The organism is Clostridium sp. AF27-2AA (assembly GCF_003478505.1).
GTDB lineage: Bacteria > Bacillota > Clostridia > Lachnospirales > Lachnospiraceae > Brotaphodocola.
In genome coordinates this window covers 20,341-41,085 of sequence record NZ_QUFI01000003.1, presented here as the reverse complement: position 1 = coordinate 41,085, position 20,745 = coordinate 20,341, and the positions used below count along the sequence as shown (strand labels likewise).

General features: G+C 50.0%; 15 protein-coding genes. 1 reads left to right on the top strand and 14 read right to left on the bottom strand.

The window, feature by feature from the left end:
• Positions 1 to 81: 81 nt before the first annotated feature.
• From iadA to DWY84_RS02705, 13 genes are all read right to left on the bottom strand, one after another.
• On the bottom strand, positions 82 to 1,242 hold the full coding sequence (gene iadA, locus DWY84_RS02765; protein WP_118530660.1) for a beta-aspartyl-peptidase: 1,161 nt from the start codon (positions 1,240 to 1,242) through the stop codon (positions 82 to 84).
• 82 nt (positions 1,243 to 1,324) lie between these two features.
• The gene (gene nhaC, locus DWY84_RS02760) at positions 1,325 to 2,770 is read right to left on the bottom strand and encodes a Na+/H+ antiporter NhaC (RefSeq protein WP_118530659.1); all 1,446 of its coding nucleotides are present in this window, start codon (positions 2,768 to 2,770) and stop codon (positions 1,325 to 1,327) included.
• Between the two features lie 129 nt (positions 2,771 to 2,899).
• A complete protein-coding gene (gene udk, locus DWY84_RS02755; protein WP_118530658.1) occupies positions 2,900 to 3,526 on the bottom strand; it encodes a uridine kinase in 627 nt (208 codons plus the stop codon).
• 62 nt (positions 3,527 to 3,588) lie between these two features.
• Positions 3,589 to 4,518, bottom strand: a complete 930-nt coding sequence (locus tag DWY84_RS02750; RefSeq protein WP_118530656.1) for a PfkB family carbohydrate kinase — start codon at positions 4,516 to 4,518, stop codon at positions 3,589 to 3,591.
• A gap of 190 nt (positions 4,519 to 4,708) precedes the next feature.
• The gene (locus DWY84_RS02745; RefSeq protein ID WP_118530654.1) at positions 4,709 to 9,322 is read right to left on the bottom strand and encodes a PolC-type DNA polymerase III; all 4,614 of its coding nucleotides are present in this window, start codon (positions 9,320 to 9,322) and stop codon (positions 4,709 to 4,711) included.
• Positions 9,323 to 9,325: 3 nt separating this feature from the next.
• Positions 9,326 to 10,426, bottom strand: a complete 1,101-nt coding sequence (ispG, locus tag DWY84_RS02740; RefSeq protein ID WP_279220299.1) for a flavodoxin-dependent (E)-4-hydroxy-3-methylbut-2-enyl-diphosphate synthase — start codon at positions 10,424 to 10,426, stop codon at positions 9,326 to 9,328.
• Positions 10,427 to 10,483: 57 nt separating this feature from the next.
• Positions 10,484 to 11,551, bottom strand: a complete 1,068-nt coding sequence (locus tag DWY84_RS02735; protein WP_347560746.1) for a site-2 protease family protein — start codon at positions 11,549 to 11,551, stop codon at positions 10,484 to 10,486.
• 1 nt (position 11,552) lies between these two features.
• Positions 11,553 to 12,695 carry a 1-deoxy-D-xylulose-5-phosphate reductoisomerase gene (locus DWY84_RS02730; RefSeq protein WP_118530650.1) on the bottom strand — a complete coding sequence of 381 codons (1,143 nt, stop codon included), beginning with the start codon at positions 12,693 to 12,695 and terminating at the stop codon, positions 11,553 to 11,555.
• A gap of 20 nt (positions 12,696 to 12,715) precedes the next feature.
• Positions 12,716 to 13,516: a phosphatidate cytidylyltransferase gene (locus DWY84_RS02725; RefSeq protein ID WP_118530648.1), complete on the bottom strand. Its 801-nt coding sequence runs from the start codon at positions 13,514 to 13,516 to the stop codon at positions 12,716 to 12,718.
• A gap of 14 nt (positions 13,517 to 13,530) precedes the next feature.
• Positions 13,531 to 14,259 (bottom strand): isoprenyl transferase, encoded by a 729-nt coding sequence (locus tag DWY84_RS02720; RefSeq protein ID WP_118530646.1) that lies wholly within the window; start codon positions 14,257 to 14,259, stop codon positions 13,531 to 13,533.
• 154 nt (positions 14,260 to 14,413) lie between these two features.
• The gene (frr, locus tag DWY84_RS02715; RefSeq protein WP_118530644.1) at positions 14,414 to 14,968 is read right to left on the bottom strand and encodes a ribosome recycling factor; all 555 of its coding nucleotides are present in this window, start codon (positions 14,966 to 14,968) and stop codon (positions 14,414 to 14,416) included.
• 12 nt (positions 14,969 to 14,980) lie between these two features.
• Positions 14,981 to 15,685 carry a UMP kinase gene (pyrH, locus tag DWY84_RS02710; protein ID WP_118530803.1) on the bottom strand — a complete coding sequence of 235 codons (705 nt, stop codon included), beginning with the start codon at positions 15,683 to 15,685 and terminating at the stop codon, positions 14,981 to 14,983.
• Between the two features lie 35 nt (positions 15,686 to 15,720).
• Entirely contained in the window at positions 15,721 to 16,401 is a 681-nt protein-coding gene (locus DWY84_RS02705) for a 4'-phosphopantetheinyl transferase superfamily protein (RefSeq protein ID WP_178716729.1), read from the bottom strand.
• Between the two features lie 291 nt (positions 16,402 to 16,692).
• Here DWY84_RS02705 and DWY84_RS02700 point away from each other — a divergent pair, with 291 nt between their 5' ends.
• Positions 16,693 to 17,547, top strand: coding sequence for a YitT family protein (locus DWY84_RS02700; RefSeq protein ID WP_118530640.1), 855 nt, complete (start codon positions 16,693 to 16,695; stop codon positions 17,545 to 17,547).
• A gap of 50 nt (positions 17,548 to 17,597) precedes the next feature.
• Here the strand turns inward: DWY84_RS02700 and DWY84_RS02695 are convergent, their stop codons facing one another.
• Positions 17,598 to 20,465, bottom strand: a complete 2,868-nt coding sequence (locus DWY84_RS02695; RefSeq protein WP_118530638.1) for a transporter substrate-binding domain-containing protein — start codon at positions 20,463 to 20,465, stop codon at positions 17,598 to 17,600.
• Positions 20,466 to 20,745: the final 280 nt, after the last annotated feature.

The window sequence follows — 20,745 nt, the reverse complement described above, 5'->3', positions numbered from 1 at the left end:
AGTATTCTCTGTTTTTGTCTTATGCAATCGCATTTTGGTTGATGTGCTCTATTGTATCTTTCCATTCATATCATAAAAACATTACTGCTCAAATCTGCCTTTCATCTTCACTTCCTGCTCCCATACAGCTACCTGGCCACGGGCAAACAGGCTGTTGATTTCGAGATTCTCATCCAGTACCAGAAGATCTGCGTCTGCGCCCTCTGCTACACAGCCCTTGACTCCTTCCTGACCAAGGAGCACTGCCGGAGTGCTGGTCAGAAGCTGTAAGGCATCCTCCAGCGGCATGCCTTCTCTTACCAGGATCTGAATGGTGCGGTGCAGATACTTCGGAGATGCGTAGGTCAGGCCGATGCACTCGCCCTCCTCATTGAAGCGTGGCTGGCTTCCGAATGCGTCACTGGATATGGTGACATGATCCAGTTTCACGCCTTCGCGGTGTAGGAGCTCGTAAAGCTTCATGGCATCAGATTCTACTTCTACATCATCAGCACCGGCTGTGCAGTCAATGTAACCACCACGGCGTACCAGATCCGCACCGGCATCAATCAGTCCCGGATTACGTAAAATATGGGTCGGCAGCAGGTTCTTGGCCGGAACATCGGAATGATCCAGAACATAGAATACCGGATCCAGTCTTCCCTCTCCGTCACCCATATGCATGGTCACCAGCCCCGGCGTGTTGCTGAGCAGACCGGCTCTGCGGGCTGCGGTAGCCAGGGCGATCAGCTCTTCCCCGCCCGGATTGGAGCTTCTGTGGTCAGATACAGCCACCTTCACACCGATCATCGGCGGAACCAGAATGATATCGCGCTCTACGCTTCCGGTCAGGGTTGTCGGCGGGTAGCCATAGGAGCTGGTCAGGGTGTACACAGTCATGCCTTCCTCGGTCAGGGCACGGGCCTTTGCTACCAGATTCTCTACACTGCGGGTTACGCCATCTGTACCCAGAAGGCCAACCACGGTGGTAATACCATTTTTAAAGAATTCGCTGAGCTGAGACTCCGGCACACGGGATGCCGGTCCCTGCTCTCCACCGCCTCCGGTGATATGCACATGCATGTCAATGTAAGCCGGAACAACGATTTTTCCCTCCAGGTCATAAGTCTCCACCCCCGGGAGTCCCTCATAGCCTTCGATAGAATCCTGCATCAGAAGGATTTTCTCTCCCTCAATGAGGATATCTTTCTTTCCCAATTTCTCTGGTGCGTAAACATTCGCGTTTTTCAGTAACTTGATCATAATGTCTTTTCTCCTGCCTTTTTCTTTATTTTTCAAAAATTCCACCGGAATCAGGAATCCCGGTGGAACAAAACTTTCGTATTTAGTTCTCCTTTTTCTTCTCATCAGCAAGCTTTGCGATACCGAATCCGGTAAAGCCCCAGATGATTGCAAAGATCCAGCCAGTGTAGCACAGGATTGCCCACGGAAGGTAATCCAGAGTCTCTACACCAAGGGTAGATGCCATATAGGCACCTGCTGCGGACCACGGAATCAGCGGCACCACTACAGTACCGGCATCCTCAAGGGTTCTGGACAGGTTCTTTGCCGCAAGTCCGCGCTCTTTATAAGCGTCACGGAACATCTCTCCAGGAATCAGAATGGAAAGATAAGAGTTACCGGTAGTCAGTGCCATGGTAATGCAGGCTGCCACCGTTGCGGTAATCAGTGCGCCGGTACTCTTTGCCACGCTTAAAATCTTCTGAAGTACAACATCCAGACAGCCTGCCCGGCTCATGATGCCTGCAAAACAGAATGCGCAGAATACCAGAAGTGTGGTACTCATAATGCCGTTCATACCACCACGGTTTAACAGCTTGGTAACCGCCTCGGAACAGGTCTCAGTGTCGAAGCCTGCGCGATGGATCATAGATACACTAAAGCCGTTTACCGTTGCCTTTAACACATCACCCAATGCTACATGCTGAATGAAAACAGCCTCTATGCCAGCTACGAAGGTGGAAAGAAGCATAACCGGAATGGTTGGCTTCTGAAGCAGGGACCCTCCCAGCACGATTAGCACCGGAATGATGATCAGCAGGTTCCAGCTGTACATGGAAGAAAGCTGGCTCAATAAGGTAGTAACGGTATCAGAGGTAATATCTGCACTTACATCTGCGTTCATACCAACAATGGCATATACCACCAGAGAAACGATGGTTGCCGGAACGGTAGTGTAAAACATATGTCCGATATGCTCATACAGTGTGCTGCCTGCCGCGATCGGAGCCAGGTTCGTGGTATCAGACAGCGGAGACATCTTATCACCGAAGTAGGAACCGGCGATACATGCACCTGCGGTAGCCGGAAGAGACACGCCCAGAGCACTTGCAATTCCCATCAGGGCAACACCCATAGTTGCGACAGAACCCCAGGAAGTACCGGTAACAACCGATACAACAGCCTCGATCAGAAATGCGGTAACCAGCATGAATTTCGGGTTTACAATCTGAACACCATAGTAAATCATCATCGGAATGGTACCAGCTGCCATCCAGGTACCAACCATAGCGCCAACGCATACCAGAATCAGAATTGCCGGCATGCCTTTTGCGATCTTGGTACAGATCTCATCCATCATCTCATCCCAGGTAACACCCACACGGAACGCGATAAATGCCGCGATTGCTGCTACCATGATCAGGAGCGGCTCCGTGCTGTAGCCGAACACGCCCTTTCCAATGGTAAGGATCAGGAGCATTGCGATGATCGGTGTGATCGATTCCGCAAAGGTAGGCAGACGTTTGGCCCGTTCTTTCTTTTCTTTCATTTGTAATTCCTCCTTTTATCCTCATTCGCGACAGTTTCACATTTTATCACGGCAGGAGCTTAAAATTCGGACTTATTATATCAAAAAAGGAGACGGGCCACAACTAAAAGTTTATACTTTTTTAATTTTTTAATTTTCTTTCTCTCGTTCTTCCAGAAGCTGGCTGATTTTTGACACAAACAGATCAAACGCCACATCATTCTTACCACTGTTGATGACCACATCTGCCTTGGAACGGGTCGGTTCTACATAGAGATAATGCATCGGCTTTACCGTGGTCAGATACTGTTCGATGATGCCATTCAGATCACGTCCGCGCTCCGATACATCTCTGGAGATACGGCGCAAAATTCGTTCATCCGCGTCTGCTTCCACATAAACCTTGATATCCAGCAGGCTGCGCAGGCGTTCATCGGCCAGAAGCAGGATTCCCTCTACAATGATGATCGGCTTCGGGTCGATCCGGACTGTTTCGTGGGAACGATTGTGCTGGCTGTAGTCATAGACCGGACTGTCAATGGATCTTCCCGCTTTCAGTTCCTTCAAATGCTCGATCAGAAGGTCGGTCTCCAGAGAATCCGGATGATCGTAGTTTACCGTCACTCTTTGCTCGAACGGGACACCATCCTGACAGCGATAGTAATTGTCATGGTATAAAACCGCCACGTCACCCCCAAAATAAGCTTTGATTCTGTTTGTAAAGGTAGACTTACCTGAGCCGGATCCGCCGGCAATTCCGATTATGATGCTCTCCATGTTCTTTTCCCTTCCGTATCATTTTGCGGTGGAATGCTCTTCCACTGCGTAAATTTTCTCGCTTAATCCTGAACCGGTTTCAGTCCAAACTCTTCCGGCATAAACCGTGGGCAGATGTTCTCTGACGTTGTAATAACCGTAGAGGACAGACGAGTTCCGATCTTGCAGGCCTCCTCCATGGTTTTTCCATAGGTCAGTCCCATGCAGACTCCCGCAAAGAAAGCGTCTCCTGCTCCGGTGGTGTCCACCACATCGACCTTCAGAGCCGGAACCACTCCGCAGTTTCCTTCGCTATCCGCGTAAACCGCGCCGTGTTCACCCATGGTCACCACCATACGGGAAATTCGCGCGGATTTGATGCGGTCTGCCAGAATATCTGCCATCTCCTTCGGGGTCTTGTTTTCATAGTCCTCGGAGAACAGAATGCCTGCCTCCTGCTGATTGCAGACAAAGCAGGAGGTCTTTCTCAAGAAATCCCTGCGCTCCACCGCAATGGTCATATTGGACACCAGGGCATATACATCTTTCTGGTATTTCTCTGCATAGTAGAAAATCTTTTTGATGATTTCCTTGTCGATGTCGATCTCCACCGCAATGCTGTCCGCATCCTTGAAGATTTCATCGCCCTGCTGGTCCAAAATATCACCGATAGGTGCCAGATCCGGGCGTTTGGATACCGATGCCACCACATCACCCTTATGATCAAATACGGCCAGCCAGGTACCCATGCCATCCGGCAGTCTGCGGATGTACTTCGTATTGACTTTATGGCGGTCCAGTTTACGGATAATGTCCTCGCCCATGGAGTTGTCATCTACCAGACTTACAAAGGTCGGCTTCAGTTCCACATTCGCGATATCCTCCGCTACATTTCTGGACACTCCGCCGTGATTCTGTACGATAATTCCGGCATTACGCCCGGAGGGGATGTACGGGGATGTGGAATATCCCTTCAAATCCATAAATACAGCACCGATCACTGCAATTCCCATCTTTTGTTTCTCACTTTCCCTTTATTCATATTCCGGGACCTAAACATCCCTCTTAATTCTGATTCTCACAAAACATTAACTGATTTATTATAACCAGAGAGTCCTCTCGTTGTAAATCCTTTTTGCGTATTCTGTCGAAAAATGTTGCCGGATCCAAGACACCTGTACCTGAAAGAGGACCGGCAATCCTTTAGAAATCAAACAGTGACAGCTGGTTGCTCTCTGGAAGATCCCCCAGAAGCCCCAGGTCACTCATCAGGTCGCAGATGGTCTTGCTGACCTTAGTGCGGGCACGGAAGTCTTCCCTGGAAAGGAATGGGCCGTCCTTGGCCGCGTATACCACGCCCTCTGCCGCGTTCAGACCCAGTCCGGCAATACTGCTTAAGGACGGCATCAGCTTGCCGTCAATTACCTGGAAGCGGTCTGCCTGGGCCCGGTAAATATCAATTGGCATGAAATCATAGCCCCGGGCATACATCTCCTGTACGATACGCATATCGCGCAGGGTATCCTGCTCTGCCTTGGACAGGGAGTCCGAACGTTTCTTAAAGTCCGCCAGATGATACTCCAGCTTGTCCCGGCCCAGGCACATCAGTTCATAGGAAAAGCCGTTGGCGCGGATACTGAAGAAGGCCGCATAATAGGCCAGCGGATAGAACACCTTGCAGTACGCCACACGCCATGCCATCATAACGTAGGCTGCCGCGTGGGCCTTCGGGAACATGTACTTGATCTTTAAGCAGGAATCAATGTACCACTGGGGCACATCGTGCTTCTTCATTTCCTCGATCCAGTCCGGCTTTAAGCCCTTGCCCTTTCGCACACTCTCCATGATGGTGAAGGAAAGGCCTTCCTCCAGTCCCATCTGGATCAGATATACCATGATATCGTCTCGACAGCAGATGGCGGTCTGAATGGTAGCCTGCCCGCTTAAGATGAGGTCTTTTGCGTTGCCAAGCCATACATCCGTACCATGCGCCAGTCCGGCAATGCGGACCAGGTCAGAAAAGTATTTTGGCTGGGCGTCAATTAACATCTGCATCGCGAAATCGGTACCGAACTCCGGAATGCCAAGGGCTCCCAGCTTGCAGCCGCCAATGTCATCCGGCGTAATGCCAAGGGCGGAGGTGTTCTGGAACAGGGACATCACCTCCGGTGAATCCAGCGGAATGTCCTTTACCGGATCCAGACCGGTCAGATCCTGCAGCATGCGGATCATGGTCGGGTCCTGATGTCCCAGGATATCCAGCTTTAACAGGTTATGGTCAATGGAGTGGTAATCGAAATGCGTCGTTACCGTGGAGGTCGTCATATCATTTGCCGGACGCTGCACCGGGGTAAAGGAGTAGATTTCCTCTCCGATCGGCAGCACTACAATACCGCCCGGATGCTGTCCGGTGGTACGGCGCACGCCTACACAGCCCTGCACAATACGGTCAATCTCACAGTTTCTCTTGTGAATGCCGCGTTCCTCATAGTAACGCTTTACAAAACCAAACGCGGTTTTATCCGCCAGAGTACCAATGGTTCCCGCACGGAATGTTTGCCCCTTTCCGAAGATAACCTCCGTGTAATCGTGGGCCTTGCTCTGGTACTCGCCAGAGAAGTTTAAGTCGATATCCGGCTCCTTATCTCCTTTAAATCCCAGGAAGGTCTCAAACGGGATATCAAATCCCTGCTTCGTCATCATGGCGCCGCACTTTGGGCAACGCAGATCCGGCATATCGCAGCCCGCCATACCGGAGAATTTCTTTACGTCTTCAGAATCAAAATCCGAGTAGTGGCATTTCGGGCACAGATAATGCGGGCTTAAGGAGTTTACCTCCGTAATACCCGCCATATTGGCCACGAAGGAGGAACCTACCGAACCTCGGGAGCCTACCAGGTAACCGTCCTCATTGGACTTCCAGACCAGCTTCTGGGCAATGATATACATTACAGCGAATCCGTTGGAAATAATGGAGTTTAACTCCTTCTCCAGACGCGCAGAAACGATTCCAGGCAGGTCCTCACCGTACATCTCATGGGCCTGATCGTAACAGATCTTACGCAGAGTCTCATCGGAATTTTCAATGACCGGCGGACACTTATCCGGACGTACCGGCGAGATTTTCTCGCACATATCCGCGATCATGCGGGTGTTGGTGATAACAACCTCCTCTGCCTTGTCCGGGCCAAGATAGTCAAACTCTTTTAGCATTTCTTCCGTGGTACGCAGGTACAGCGGTGCCTGCTGGTCCGCGTCGGAGAAGCCCTGACCAGCCATCAGGATACGACGGTATACCTCATCCTCCGGATTTAAAAAATGTACATCGCAGGTTCCGCAGACTGGTTTATTCAGTGTCTCACCCAGCTTCACGATGCGGCGGTTTAAATCCTTCAGATCTTCTTCCGTTTTCACCGGACTCTTTTCATCCCGCAGCATGAATGCGTTATTCCCCAGCGGCTGAATCTCCAGGAAATCATAGAAATTCGCAATCTTGATGATATCTGCCTCCGGCAGGCCCCGAAGCAGCGCCTGGTACAGTTCCCCCGCCTCACAGGCCGAACCAATCAGCAATCCCTCCCGGTACTGGTTTAACACGCTCTTCGGGATGCGCGGGCGCTTTGCAAAATAATTGATGTGGGACCAGGATACCAGACGGTACAGGTTGATGCGCCCCACCTCATTCTTTGCAATGATGATGATATGGTTCGTCGGCAGCTTTTTGATCATGTCCGCGCTCAGCGTACTCATGCTGTTGAGCTGCGCCAGATCTTCCACGCCGCGCTCCTTTAACATCTCAATGAATTTTACAAAAATCTCTGCCGTACAGCCCGCGTCATCCACCGCCCGGTGATGGTTCTCCAGCGAAATATTCAGAGCCTTTGCCACCGTATCCAGCTTAAAACGGTTTAGGTTCGGAAGCAGATGTCTTGCCAGTGCCACCGTATCCAGAACCGTTGGATCAAAGGGAAGCCCTAAAAGCGCCGCATTCTGAGAAATAAAGCTTACGTCAAAGGAGGCGTTGTGGGCCACCAGGCTGCAGCCCTCACAGAATTCAAGAAACTGCGGCAGGATCACGTCAATCTTCGGTGCCGGAAGCACCATGTTGTCGTTGATGCCCGTCAGCTGCTCAATCTCAAAGGGAATCGGTACATCGGGGTTGACAAAGGTACTGAATTTGTCAGTAATGACCCCCTTCTCCACCTTGACCGCACCGATCTCAATGATCTTGTTCTTTTCCGGACTGAAACCGGTGGTCTCAATATCAAAGACCACAAAGGAATCCGCGAAGGTCTGGCCCTTCGGGTTCTCTACCAGATCCTTCATGTCATCCACCAGGTATCCCTCCACGCCATAGAGCATCTTGAACGGATCATTCTTATCCAGAGCATGGCTTGCCTCCGTGAAGGCCTGCACACAGCCATGATCCGTGACAGCCAGAGCCTCCATGCCCCATTCCTTAGCCTTCTTGATGATGCTCGCCACATCAGAAACGCCATCCATATCGCTCATCTTGGTATGACAGTGGAGCTCCACGCGCTTTACCGGGCTGTGATCCATACGCTTGCTGGTGAAATCCTCCGCCTTTTTGATGCCGCGCACCGAACCGATAGTCAGTTCACCGTCAAACCGGTCAATGGTAGTCATACCGCAGAGCCGGATGAAGGTTCCAGGCTTAATAGCAGCATTTAAGTCCTCCAGTGTGTCTTCATTCGCAAAGACCTTGACCGTGATCGTATCAGTAAAATCAGTAATATGGAAGATGATGATGGTCTTTCCACTGCGCAGTTCCCGGCTGTCTTTATCCAGAATTTTACCGCGTACCGTTACCTCACCCATCTCACCTTCAATTTTTTCAATGGTGGTAAAGTCATCCTCAAAGTCACGTCCGAACAGCACATCCGGATTGTCGGATTTCTTACGGTAGCCGCCGGAGCTCCAGTCATTCTTCTTAAACTCCTTTTTGCCTCCGGAACGCAGCTGCCCAGGTTTGGCCTCGCCGCCGGTAAATCCACTCTGAGCATTTCCGCCTGTTTTCGCAGCAGTACCGGCTTTTTCGGCACCGCCAGACTTTCCACTTCCCTTCTTCTGGCCGCCTGCCAAAGCAGCTGCCCCGGCACCACCGCCATGAACGTCATTTTGCTTATTGCCAAAATCAGCGCCGCTTTGCGAGCCAGTTCCATCTCCGGCATCCGAGAAGGCACCATCCGTTCCGGTGGCCTCGCTCAGTCCCAGCACTGCCGCCACCCTCGCCGTCATGCGCTCTGCTTCCTGCTGTGCCTGTAATTCTCTCTGAATGGACGCTTTGGCACGGACCGGAGGTACATATTCATACTCCACCTCCACCGGCAGTCCGCAGCGCTCATGGAAAACCTTCTCCAGCACGCGTTTTAACTCCCCGGCCTTGTCCCGGTTCACCATGGTATCCTCCACCGTCATATGCAGAAGATCCGGCTTCGGAAAGGTGCATGTTCCTTTTCGGAAAATGGAATACTCTACAATGCTGTATTCCTTTAATTCTGCCTGTAAGCTGTCCCGGTAGGCAGTCAGCAGTTTTTCCGGTGTATACTGCTCAGACAGCGTATATTTCTCAAAAATATGGATCTGGATCTGCTTTCCCGGAAATAGCTGCTCTCTGATTCCCTTTTCCAGCGACCAGATGTTGCGTTTATCTATCAGACGGGGACTTATGATATAAACACGAAGAGAGCTTCTATCCCTGGTCATGGACACACGGTCCACGCTTACCAGGGTTAAAAGCTCCTGCATCTGGTCTGTCATATGTAATCCCGGAAATACTTCCAAAAATGCTTTCATGTATTACAACTTCCCCTGTTCCTTCGCAAGTGCCACAAGCTCTGCGTGAAGGGCTGAAAGGAGCTCATCCTCCGGCAGTTTGCGGATAACCTCGCCCTTCCGGATCAGAAGGCCTTCTCCGCAGCCGCCCGCGATGCCAAGATCTGCTTCTTTTGCCTCACCCGGTCCGTTGACCACACAGCCCATCACAGCTACCTTCACATCCAGCTGGTCAAATTCTGTTACCATATTTTCGACCTGGTTTGCCAGGCCGATGAGATCGATCTTCGTTCTTCCGCAGGTCGGGCAGGAAACCACTTCCACACCGCCCCTTCTGAGCCCCAGAGTCTTTAAGATCAGCTTTGCGGACTTGATCTCCTCTACCGGGTCACCGGTCAAGGATACCCGGATCGTATCACCGATGCCCTCATGCAGAATGATGCCCAGACCTACAGCCGATTTGATATTGCCGGAGGTTAAGGTTCCGGACTCGGTAATACCCACATGAAGCGGATAATCGGTCTTTTTGCTGATAAGTTCATGGGCTTTCACACACATGAGAACGTCGGAGGACTTGATGCTGATCACCAGATTGTCATAGCCCATCTGCTCGATCATGCTTACCTTTTCCAGTGCGCTCTCCACAATGCCCTCTGCGGTCACGCCGCCGTACTTCTCAATGAGCGGCTTTTCCAGGGAGCCGCTGTTGACACCAACACGGATCGGCACACCATATTTCTTTGCTTTGTCCACCACAGCCTGCACCCGCTCTGCGCTTCCAATGTTGCCCGGGTTAATGCGGATTTTGTCTGCGCCGCATTCCATGGCCGCGATAGCCAGTCGGTAATCAAAATGAATATCTGCCACCAGCGGAATGTGGATCTGGCGTTTGATCGCCTTCAGGCTTTCTGCCGCTTCCATGGTCGGCACCGCCACCCGGATGATGTCACAGCCCGCCTGCTCCAGCTTTAAGATCTGGGCCACAGTTGCTGCCGCATCCTCGGTTTTCGTGTTGCACATCGACTGAATGAGAATCGGGTTTCCCCCGCCGATCTTGCGGTTTCCGATCCGGATTTTCTTTGTCATTCTCCGTTCCATATGCTCTTCCCTTCTTTTATCAGCAATATTGCCGCCTGAAACGTGTCACCGACACATTCCGCAGCCTTCCAGTCCGCTCCTGTTTTACATCAGATTGCGGATGTCGTTAAATAATACCAGTACCATCAGTGCCATCAGCACCGCCATGCCGGCCATATGCACCATGCCCTCTTTTTCCGGGTCCACCGGCTTTCCCCGCACCAGCTCGATGAGCAGAAATACCAGGCGTCCGCCGTCCAGTGCCGGAATCGGCAGCAGATTCATGATGCCAAGGCTGGAGCTTAAGAGAAGTACCCAGTTGGCCAGCGTAAGCACAACCGCGCGGGCACTGATCTGGCGGCTTTCCTGGACGGTCTCGCCAACCATATTGACGATGCCGACCGGGCCGGTCACAGCCTCATCCGCACGAATCTGGCGCCGGAACAGCATGCCCAGGCTGTCGATGGTAGAAGTGACACAGTATTTCACCTCATAGGCACTATAATGAATCAGCTGCCCAATTCCATGAATCTTCTGGTATCCGCCAAACTGCACGCCCATCATATAGGACTGGTATTCCTCACTGAAGCGCGGGGTCAGCGTAACAAATCCGCTGGTCGCGCCATCGCTTTCTGCCGTACCCTCTTTCGCCGGTCTCGTAAACTGCACCTTCATCTCCTGTCCCGGATGGGAAAAGGTATACAGCATGATATCCCGGTATGCCGTGATATGGCGTCCGTTGATTTTTGTGATGCAGTCTCCTGCCTGAAGTCCTGCCTCCTCGGCCGGGCTTTTCTCCATGACACCGGTCAGTACCGGCGCGTCGTGGCCGATCTGCGCCACAATGAGCATGGCAAACAGAAATGCCAGGATAAAGTTGAATACAGGTCCTGCCGCAATGACCGCAATGCGGGATAACACCGGCTTATTGTTAAAGGCCTTCGGATCCGGGTTTTCCGCATCTTCTCCCACCATCATACAGGAACCGCCAAAAGGCAGTGCCTTGATGGAGTAGCGGGTCTCACCCTTTTCCACGCTGAAAATGCGCGGACCCATGCCCACAGAAAATTCCACAACTCCGATTCCGCTGCATTTCGCCAGCAGAAAATGACCGAATTCGTGCACCAGTACAATAAATCCAAACAGCAGCACTGCTGCAAGAATATTCAGCACACTACCACCTGCTTTCTATATATTCATAGGTTCCCCGCTCAGCTGCAAGGATTTCGTCTACATTCGGGTTTTCTACAACCTTGTGATGCTCCATGGCACCCTCGATCATATCGATGATGGTCAGATAGGAAATCTCACGGTTTAAGAACTTTCCTACCGCGTACTCATTGGCCGCGTTGTAGACTGTCGGCAGGGAGCCTCCGCGCTTTCCGGCCCGGTAAGCCAGCTTTAAGCCGCGGAATACTTCCATATCCGGGTCTTCAAAGGTAATGCTTCCCAGTTTCGCGAAATCCAGACGCTCTCCCGGCAAAAATCTTCGTTCCGGGTAATAAAGCGCATACTGGATCGGCAGCTTCATATCCGGAGTGCCAAGCTGCGCAATGACTGCGCCGTCCGCAAACTGCACCATGGAATGGATCACGCTCTGCGGCTGTACCACAACCTGTATCTGATCCATCTCCACACCGAAGAGCCAGCGGGCTTCCATGACCTCCAGTCCCTTGTTGACCATGGTGGAGGAATCGATGGTGATCTTGCGTCCCATTGTCCAGTTCGGATGCTTTAACGCATCCTCCGGCCGCACACCGGCCAGCTGCTCTTTTGTCCAGCCGCGGAACGGACCGCCGGAGGCCGTTAACAGGATCTTGTCGATGGTTCTTTTATCCTCACCGTTTAAGCTCTGGAAAATAGCACTGTGCTCACTGTCCACCGGAAGGATCTTCACCCCCACCTCTTTTGCCAGTGGCATGATGATGTGTCCGGCAGTGACCAGAGTCTCCTTGTTTGCCAATGCAATGTTCTTTCCAGCCTTCATAGCCGCGATGGTCGGACGGATGCCGATCATGCCGACAATGGCAGTGACCAGGATCTCTGCCTCCGGCTGTACAGCCACCTCTAACAGGCCGTCCATGCCGCTCACTACCTTTACGGAAAGATCCGCGATGTTTGTTCTCAGCTCCGCAGCCTTCTTTTCATCCCAGACACAGGCCAGGGCCGGATGGAATTTGCGGATCTGCTCTTCCAGCAGTCTGATATTGCTTCCGGCTGCCAGGGCTGTTACCTGAATATCCTGATTATTTTCTACAACCTCCAGGGTCTGCGTGCCGATGGAGCCGGTAGAACCTAAAATCGCAATACGTTTCATTTGTACTCTCCTTGTTTATACTACGGCAGAAACAGCAGGGCAAAAAAGATTGCCGGAGCCGTAAACAGCATGCTGTCGAAACGGTCCAGGATTCCTCCGTGTCCCGGGATCAGGTTGCCGTAATCCTTGATGTCGTGGTTGCGCTTGATCGCGGATGCCGCCAGGTCGCCGATCTGGGAGATGACAGCCGCAATGGCACAGGCCAGGGTGCAGGCCAGACGCGGATACATAAGCTCCGTCATCTTTCCGCCAAATACCGTTGCAAATAAAAAGCCCAGAAGCGCCGCACCGGCTACGCCTCCCACAGCACCTTCCACGGATTTCTTCGGACTTAATACGGGCGCAAGCTTATGCTTCCCGAGCAGCATGCCAACACAGTAGGCACTGGTGTCGCAGCCCCAGGAGCTTAAGAAGATCAGCCATACCAGATACCTTCCGTCGCCCATGGCGCGGACCTGATACAGATAGGACAGCATCACCGCCACATAAAACACGCCAAAAAAGGACTCTGCCACCTCTTCTGTCCGGTACTTCGGAAAGGTAAAGACATAGATTGCCATCATAACCATGAGAGCCGCAATCGCCATCAGGGTTACATAGTGATGGCCGTCAAACCAGACCAGCCCATAATAGGAAAGCGCCGTGAGATATCCCACCACACCCATCGCGTTTTTTTCGATTTTCAGCACCCGGTACAGCTCAAACAGGCCGATCAGGGAGATCAGCGCTGTAACACCATACAGCAGGGCTCCGCCCTTTCCCACTATTATAATAGCAAGAATAACGAGAATAATACCGCTTACCAGCCGTTTTGTAAACATCCGGTCCCCTCCTTTTATGCCTGCTTCACTCCGCCATAGCGGCGGTCACGCCGGTTGTAGGCCATGATCGCCTTCTCCAGCTCTTCCTGATCAAAATCCGGCCACAGGCAGTCGGTCACATAAATTTCTGTGTAGGCAAGCTGCCACAAGAGATAGTTGGACAGGCGGATCTCGCCGCTGGTACGGATCAGAAGATCCGGATCCGGCATACCGGCAGTATCAAGATAGGAGGCCACAACCTGCTCGGTAATCTCCTCCGGATCCTGCTTTCCGGCCGCACAGTCCGCAGCCAGTTTTTTCATGGCGCGGGTAATCTCGTCCCGGCCGCCGTAGTTTACGGCAATGACAAAGGTCAGGCCGGTATTGTCTTTTGTCTCAGATTCCAGACGGTTAATACCGTCAATGATATCCTGGTCAAAGCGGGTGCGGTCTCCGATCATTTTCACGCGGACATTGTTTGCGGAAGCCACCTTCAGCAGACGGACCATATAGAAGCGGAACAGCTGCATCAGCGCACCCACCTCTTCTGCGGAACGCTTCCAGTTCTCGGTAGAAAAACCATATACGGTTAAGTATTCAATTCCCAGGCGGGCAGCAATTTCAACGGTCTTCTCTACCGTTACGCAGCCCTCCCTATGGCCCATGGAACGCGGCAGGCCGCGTTTTTTTGCCCAGCGGCCGTTGCCGTCCAGAATCATGGCCACATGCTTCGGGATGACCATTCCATCTAATTGTTCAGACATTTCTATTCCTCCATATCTCCAGAATCGTCAGGCGCGCCTCCGGTGCCTGTTCGATGTGCATAGCAAAGAAGTTTCACGGGACGCGGTTTCCTGTAAAACAATGAAAAGGGGGAAGATCGCTCTTCCCCTCCTTACACTCATTCAATCCCAGGGACTAGACAGTCATGATCTCCTTGGTCTTTGTCTCAATGGCCTTGTCCACTTTTTCGATCATCTTGTCGGTGATTTTCTGGATTTTCTCTTCACCCTGCTTTAAATCGTCCTCAGAGATGTCTCCTGCTTTTTCCATTTTCTTGATGCTGTCCATCGCATCGCGGCGGATGTTGCGGATCGCAACCTTAGCGCCCTCACCTTTTTTCTTAACATCCTTGGCAAGATCTTTACGGCGTTCCTCGGTCAGCTCCGGGAATACCAGGCGGATCACGTTGCCGTCGTTGGTCGGGTTGATGCCCAGATCGGAAACCAGGATTGCTTTCTCAATCTCTTTTAACAGGCTCTTCTCCCACGGCTGGATCACGATCATGCGTGCTTCCGGAACAGTTACGTTGCCGACCTGCTGGATCGGGGTCGGGGTTCCGTAATAGTCAATGCGTAAGCGGTCCAGTACATGCGGGTTGGCACGGCCTGCGCGGATGGATGCGTACTCGTCAAGCAGCACGTCCAGGGATTTCTCCATTTTGTCCTCGTATAACTTTAAGTGTTCCTGCATAGTTTCCTCCTGTTAGTCAACGGTCACGATCGTGCCGTTTATTTTTCCCTGCATTGCGTTTGCAATGCTGTCTTTTTCGTTTAAATCAAATACTGCCATTGGCATCTTGTGCTCCAGGCACATGATGGATGCCGTCAGGTCTACTACCGCAAGTTTCCTGTCGATGACCTCCTGAATGCTGATGGTATCGTAACGCTTTGCATCCGGATTCTTGGCCGGGTCGCTGTCGTAGACACCGTCGATGGATTTTGCAAGCAGGATACAGTCTGCGTCCATCTCGACCGCACGCAGGGTAATGCCGGTATCGGTAGAAAAATACGGATGTCCGGTGCCGCCTGCAAAGAAGACTACCTTGCCTTCCTCAAAATAGCGGTTGGCCTTATCTTTAGAGAAAAGCTCCGTTACCGCGCCGCATACAAACGGGGTCAAGATCTCGGTCTTCATGCCTGCGTTGCGGAAAATCTCCGAAACGTAAATGCAGTTCATGATGGTAGCCAGCATACCGATCTGGTCGGCCTTGGTACGCTCGATCGCGTCACTGGTGCGTCCTCTCCAGAAGTTGCCTCCTCCGATGACGATGCCGACCTGTACACCTGCATCAACGGAAATCTTCACCTGTCTAGCAACCTCTTTGACTGTATCTTCGTCAAAACCGGTTTTTTTCGGTCCGGCAAGTGCTTCACCGCTTAACTTCAAAAACACTCGTTTCATGTCCATATGGTCATACGTCTCCTTTTTAAACTCTATCGGTATCATACCATATCTTCCAGGTTTTGAAAAGAGAAAAAAAACGTCTCCCCCTTCCCTGCTTCCCTGCGCTGCACGCATACGGAGGCGCAGTAGCCCGGTAGAGAAAACTCCCGAAAACAATACTGGCTTTCTTTCGTTCCATCCAGGACCGGCTGCCCGCCAAGTGTGATCGCAAAGCTGCCAAGCGCCATAGCCATGCCCTGGCCTCCCACTTTCAGATAGCTCTCCTTTAAGGTCCACAGACGGCTGAACAGGATATCCCGTTCTTCCTCTGTTCGTGCCGCAAGAAGGGTTCTCTGCTCAGCCGGCGCAAAGAACCGTTTTGCCACGTCCATGCGTGCCTTCTGCTTTTTTTCCACATCACAGCCGACCGGGCAGGAAGAAAATGCAGCCATGACCATAGAACCGGAATGGGAAAGATTGAACTGGATTTCCGGGTGATGCAAAAGACACGGTTTTCCATTTTCCACCGTTGCGAACGCTTCTGTCCGTTCCCGGAGTCCAAACCGTTTCAGCCCCTGGTCCAGAAGAAGCCCTGCCCCCAGGGACAGCCGCCGGTCCGCAGCATAGCGGAGCCTGTCTATTTTTTCCTGTCTTGCTGCGGAAAGACGTCCTTTTAGATCCGTTTCTTCTTTTACTGTAAGTGCTGCGTCCACCCGCATCACAGATACATATACTTCCATGTTATTCCCTGCCGCTTTCTGTTCCATATTTCTATATATGCGAAATGACCGGTTGGGGAACCGGTCATTTCAGGAGAAGGTATTTCGTTTTGTTGCAAAAACTATATAATGTATTGGGGGGTTTACGTCCATTATAATATCATACCCGAATCAAAAAGTGTGCATAAACTTGACAAAATTCGTCATATTTTTTTGTACAAACTGTCTAATTAAGATATTCCGACTATTGATAGCAGCCCCATCCTGTGATAAAATGAGCAGGAAAATTTCGAAACGTTCCGGAGGTTCCTTATGAACAGACAACATTCCTGGTCTTCCCTGATCCGAGAGACCGTCATCCTCACCGCCGCAGTTGCCATCATTGCCGCTGCCGTCTATTTTTTCCTGCTGCCAAGCCATGCCTCTGTCAGCAGCATTTCCGGTCTCGGCATTGTGCTTTCCAACTTTATCCCTCTTCCGCTTTCCGCTATCACCATGATCCTGAATGTAGTGCTCCTCATCATCGGATTTTTTACCTGCGGCAGAGAATTCGGAGCAAAGACCGTATATACCAGCGTCATGCTGCCGCTGTTTCTCGGCCTGTTTGAAAAGACCTTTCCGGATATCGGATCCCTGACCGACAGCCAGGAGCTGGATGTGCTCTGCTATATTCTGGTGGTCAGCATCGGCTTAAGCATCCTGTTTAACCGCAATGCCTCTTCCGGCGGCCTGGATATCGTTGCCAAGATCATGAACAAATACCTGCACATGGATCTGGGCCGGGCCATGTCACTTTCCGGCATGTGCGTTGCTCTTTCCGCTGCCCTGGTCTACGACAAAAAAACGGTCGTTTTAAGCATTCTCGGCACGTACTTTAACGGTATCATCCTGGATTACTTCATCTTCAGCCATAATGTAAAACGACGCGTCTGCATCATCACAAAAAAGGAAGAGGCGCTTCGCCGCTTTATTGTGGAAGATCTGCACAGCGGCGCCACGATCTATGAGGCCATCGGCGCGTATAATATGGAAAAACACAATGAAATCATCACCATTGTTGACAAAAGCGAATACCAGAAGCTGATGAACTACATCAGCCGGGAAGACCCGCTGGCCTTCATCACCATCTACAATGTCTCTGACATGCGCTATCAGCCCAAGCGATAACGTTCTTTTGATACGGAAGCAGCAGCAAAAACAGAAAAGGAATGATCCACCTAAATCATTTCCGCCAACATCGACAGCAGCTGATCCACCTGAATCGGCTTTGCCATATGACCGTTCATTCCGGCTGCCATGGCATCTTTCCTATCTTCCTCAAATGCATTTGCCGTCATTGCAATGATCGGGATACATGCCTTATCCCGATCCGGCAGCTGCCGGATTACCCGTGCTGCTTCATAGCCGTCCATTTCAGGCATCTGGATATCCATGAGGATCATATCATAGGTGCCCGCCGGCATTTTTGTTATCAGGTTTACACACTGAACACCATTCTCCACACGCTCTGTTTTCAGACCGGCACGCTCCAGGATGGCCGCTGCAATCTCCGCATTCAGATCATTGTCCTCTGCTATCAGGATATTCCTGCCTTTCAGGATTTCCGTGCCTGTTTCCGGATTTTCAATCTGCCCTTTCCCATAATAGCTTTCATCTGCTATTTTGTGTTTCAATGTAACGGTAAAGGTACTGCCCTTTCCGAGCTCACTCTCGACCTGTATCGTTCCGCCAAGCAGATCCACATATTTCTTTACAATGGACATTCCAAGTCCGGTTCCTGCGATTTTGCTCTTTGTGGTGTTCTGTTCACGGGTAAAGGCTTCAAAAATCCTTGTCAGATAATCCTGACTCATACCGATTCCCGTATCGCTTATCCTGGTTCTCACAATCATGTATCCAGGCTCATCACATGGCAGCTCCTCCAGGCTTACCATAACCGAACCGCCGGAGGGAGTATATTTCATGGCATTGCTCAGGATATTGACAAATATCTCTTTTACCTTGGTAACATCCGTTAGCACATGCTCATGCTCAACCTTCATCGTGTACTGAAATGCAATCTTCTTTTTCTTTGCTTCAGCGTCAAAAACGGCAAACACAGACTGACGGAAATCTTCAATCCGGCCATAGCTCTCATCAAGCTCCATTTTTCCGCTCTCGATCCTGGCCATATCAAGTACATTATTTATGATGGACAGAAGGAGCTTTCCGGACTGCTGCAGTTTTTCCAGATGCTCCTTCGTTTCCGGTAGCTCCTTCTCTTTCAGTTCCTCCTCCATAAGCTGTGCATAGCCCAGAATAACATTCATAGGTGTCCTGATGTCATGAGACATGTTATTTAAAAAGGAAGTCTTAGCCTTATTGGCACTCTGTGCTTCTACAAGTGCATTTTGTAATTCCTGCTGTTTTTCTTCAAGCTCCTGATTCAGCTTCAATGCCTGCTCAGCAGATTTCTTGGATCTTTCTTCCGCACGTTTTGATTTTTTCAAAGAATCAAGAATTATACACAGAACAACGAAAAAAGAAATTCCAACTATAAGTGAAACTGTCTGTAAATTATCCTGAATAAAATCCTTCGCTGTAACTTTTCGTGCGGAAGCATTATACGAAACTACTGCACCCGAAAATTGAGTTGTAGGCATAGATGTCAGTGTTTTATTCAGAATAGACAACAGAACCGGTTCTCCCTGCTGAACAGCAAATGAAACATCTGCCTCTTTTGTCAGGAAAACACTGCTAAGCTTCTTATTTTTCAAATAGTCAGCAACCCTGCTTGAATTTCTTACAATACAGTCGACCTCCCCCTTCTGCATTGCATCTTCTGCTGCATCTGATGTTTCATACTCCATGATCTTCCATTGAGGATAATTGTATGAGAGATATGCTTTCATTGCAAAATATTCTTTTTCAACGGCAACTAGATTCTCTTTATTTTCATCAAAAGAATCCTTTGCCGTAATTGCTGCCATATTGAGAGTCAATAGCGTATCCGACAAAGCAAATCCATTTGTTTCTGCAAAGTATGGATTCTGGTTTGCATGAAAAATCAGGTCTATTTTTCCATCCTGCAATGCCTGAAGCAGTTCACTTCTTGTATCATATCCATTTAATTCAAATTCCAGAGTCTGACCTTGCAGACAATTTTCTGCAAGATCCACATAATCTGTGATAACACCTGTCAATTTGCCTGTTGATGGATCTACACTACTGATACCTCCATCCTGATTCAGATACCCTATCCTGATTGCTCCATGCTGCCCGATCCACTCCCTTTCTTCTTTTGAAAGAAACGAGCTGCTCTGTGCAGAAAGATAACGCCTGTAGAGATCATCAGTGTAAAATGGATTGTCATCCTTGATTCTGCGCATAGCACTATCCAGTGCTTTTTTGATATCCGGACGTTTGGGATTTATGGCAAAATAGATTTCTGTCTCTCCAATACTTGTAACAGGCGAAATATCAGATTCTTCCCAACGGGATTCTTCTACTGAAACGAAGCAGTCAATTTCATGTTTCGACAGTTTGTCCATAACTTCTGCGGTATTAGAAGCATTGACATGCTGCGTATGCAGACCATACTTTAACTCCCATTCGTTAAGCATATCCTCCGGGATATGATCTTTCAACACACCAATATTTTTTCCCTCAAAAGAATCCAGATTTCCTGCTGTAAGATCCATATTTGATGCATCCGTATAGATGTAATATTTCTCTTCCCCCATAGGCATATCGGAAAAAAGCATATTTTCAGCACGTTCGTCTGTATAGGAAATGCCACCAAGAATATCAATCTCTCCATTTTCCAACTGTGTAAAGCAGTTTTTCCAATCACTTGTTATGTATTTATATGTCCATCCTGCATAACCTGCAATATCTTGAAGATACTCATAACCATAGCCGCTTCTTTCGCCCTTTTCATTGACTACATTATAAGTTTCCTCAAAAGATCCTACCCGGATAATATGATCAGAATTTTCTTTGGCAGATGTGGAAACAGGAAAAAGGATCAAACATATCATTATGCAAAATATAAAGTAACAACATTTGAAATTCCTTATATTCTGTACTAATTTGCACTTCTTCATCTTTCTCCCATCCTCCAGGCTGCAGTCACCTGCCTGCCTGCTTGCTTGCTCGCTTGCTTGCTTGCTTGCTTGCTTGCTTGCTTGCTTGCTTGCTTGCTTGCTTGCTTGCAGATTTTAATTTTACATTCATTAATTATCAATAACCTCCCGCTATTTTTCGCAATATTTTTTCAAATAGTTTGTCGACAACCCTATTAAATTATGCAAAAATAATGATATTATTATACTCCCACCTTTCATTCTGCACAAGGGAAACCTCATCTCACCGCTTTACCAGAAA

Coding starts and splice junctions, on each gene's coding strand:
- DWY84_RS02705 (WP_178716729.1), bottom strand. CDS start 16,401: ATGGAAGTATATGTATCTGTGATGCGGGTGGACGCAGCACTTACAGTA.
- pyrH (WP_118530803.1), bottom strand. CDS start 15,685: ATGGACATGAAACGAGTGTTTTTGAAGTTAAGCGGTGAAGCACTTGCC.
- DWY84_RS02745 (WP_118530654.1), bottom strand. CDS start 9,322: ATGAAAGCATTTTTGGAAGTATTTCCGGGATTACATATGACAGACCAG.
- DWY84_RS02700 (WP_118530640.1), top strand. CDS start 16,693: ATGAACAGACAACATTCCTGGTCTTCCCTGATCCGAGAGACCGTCATC.
- DWY84_RS02750 (WP_118530656.1), bottom strand. CDS start 4,518: ATGGGAATTGCAGTGATCGGTGCTGTATTTATGGATTTGAAGGGATAT.
- DWY84_RS02720 (WP_118530646.1), bottom strand. CDS start 14,259: ATGTCTGAACAATTAGATGGAATGGTCATCCCGAAGCATGTGGCCATG.
- DWY84_RS02695 (WP_118530638.1), bottom strand. CDS start 20,465: ATGAAGAAGTGCAAATTAGTACAGAATATAAGGAATTTCAAATGTTGT.
- nhaC (WP_118530659.1), bottom strand. CDS start 2,770: ATGAAAGAAAAGAAAGAACGGGCCAAACGTCTGCCTACCTTTGCGGAA.
- iadA (WP_118530660.1), bottom strand. CDS start 1,242: ATGATCAAGTTACTGAAAAACGCGAATGTTTACGCACCAGAGAAATTG.
- DWY84_RS02730 (WP_118530650.1), bottom strand. CDS start 12,695: ATGAAACGTATTGCGATTTTAGGTTCTACCGGCTCCATCGGCACGCAG.
- DWY84_RS02725 (WP_118530648.1), bottom strand. CDS start 13,516: ATGTTTACAAAACGGCTGGTAAGCGGTATTATTCTCGTTATTCTTGCT.
- frr (WP_118530644.1), bottom strand. CDS start 14,968: ATGCAGGAACACTTAAAGTTATACGAGGACAAAATGGAGAAATCCCTG.
- udk (WP_118530658.1), bottom strand. CDS start 3,526: ATGGAGAGCATCATAATCGGAATTGCCGGCGGATCCGGCTCAGGTAAG.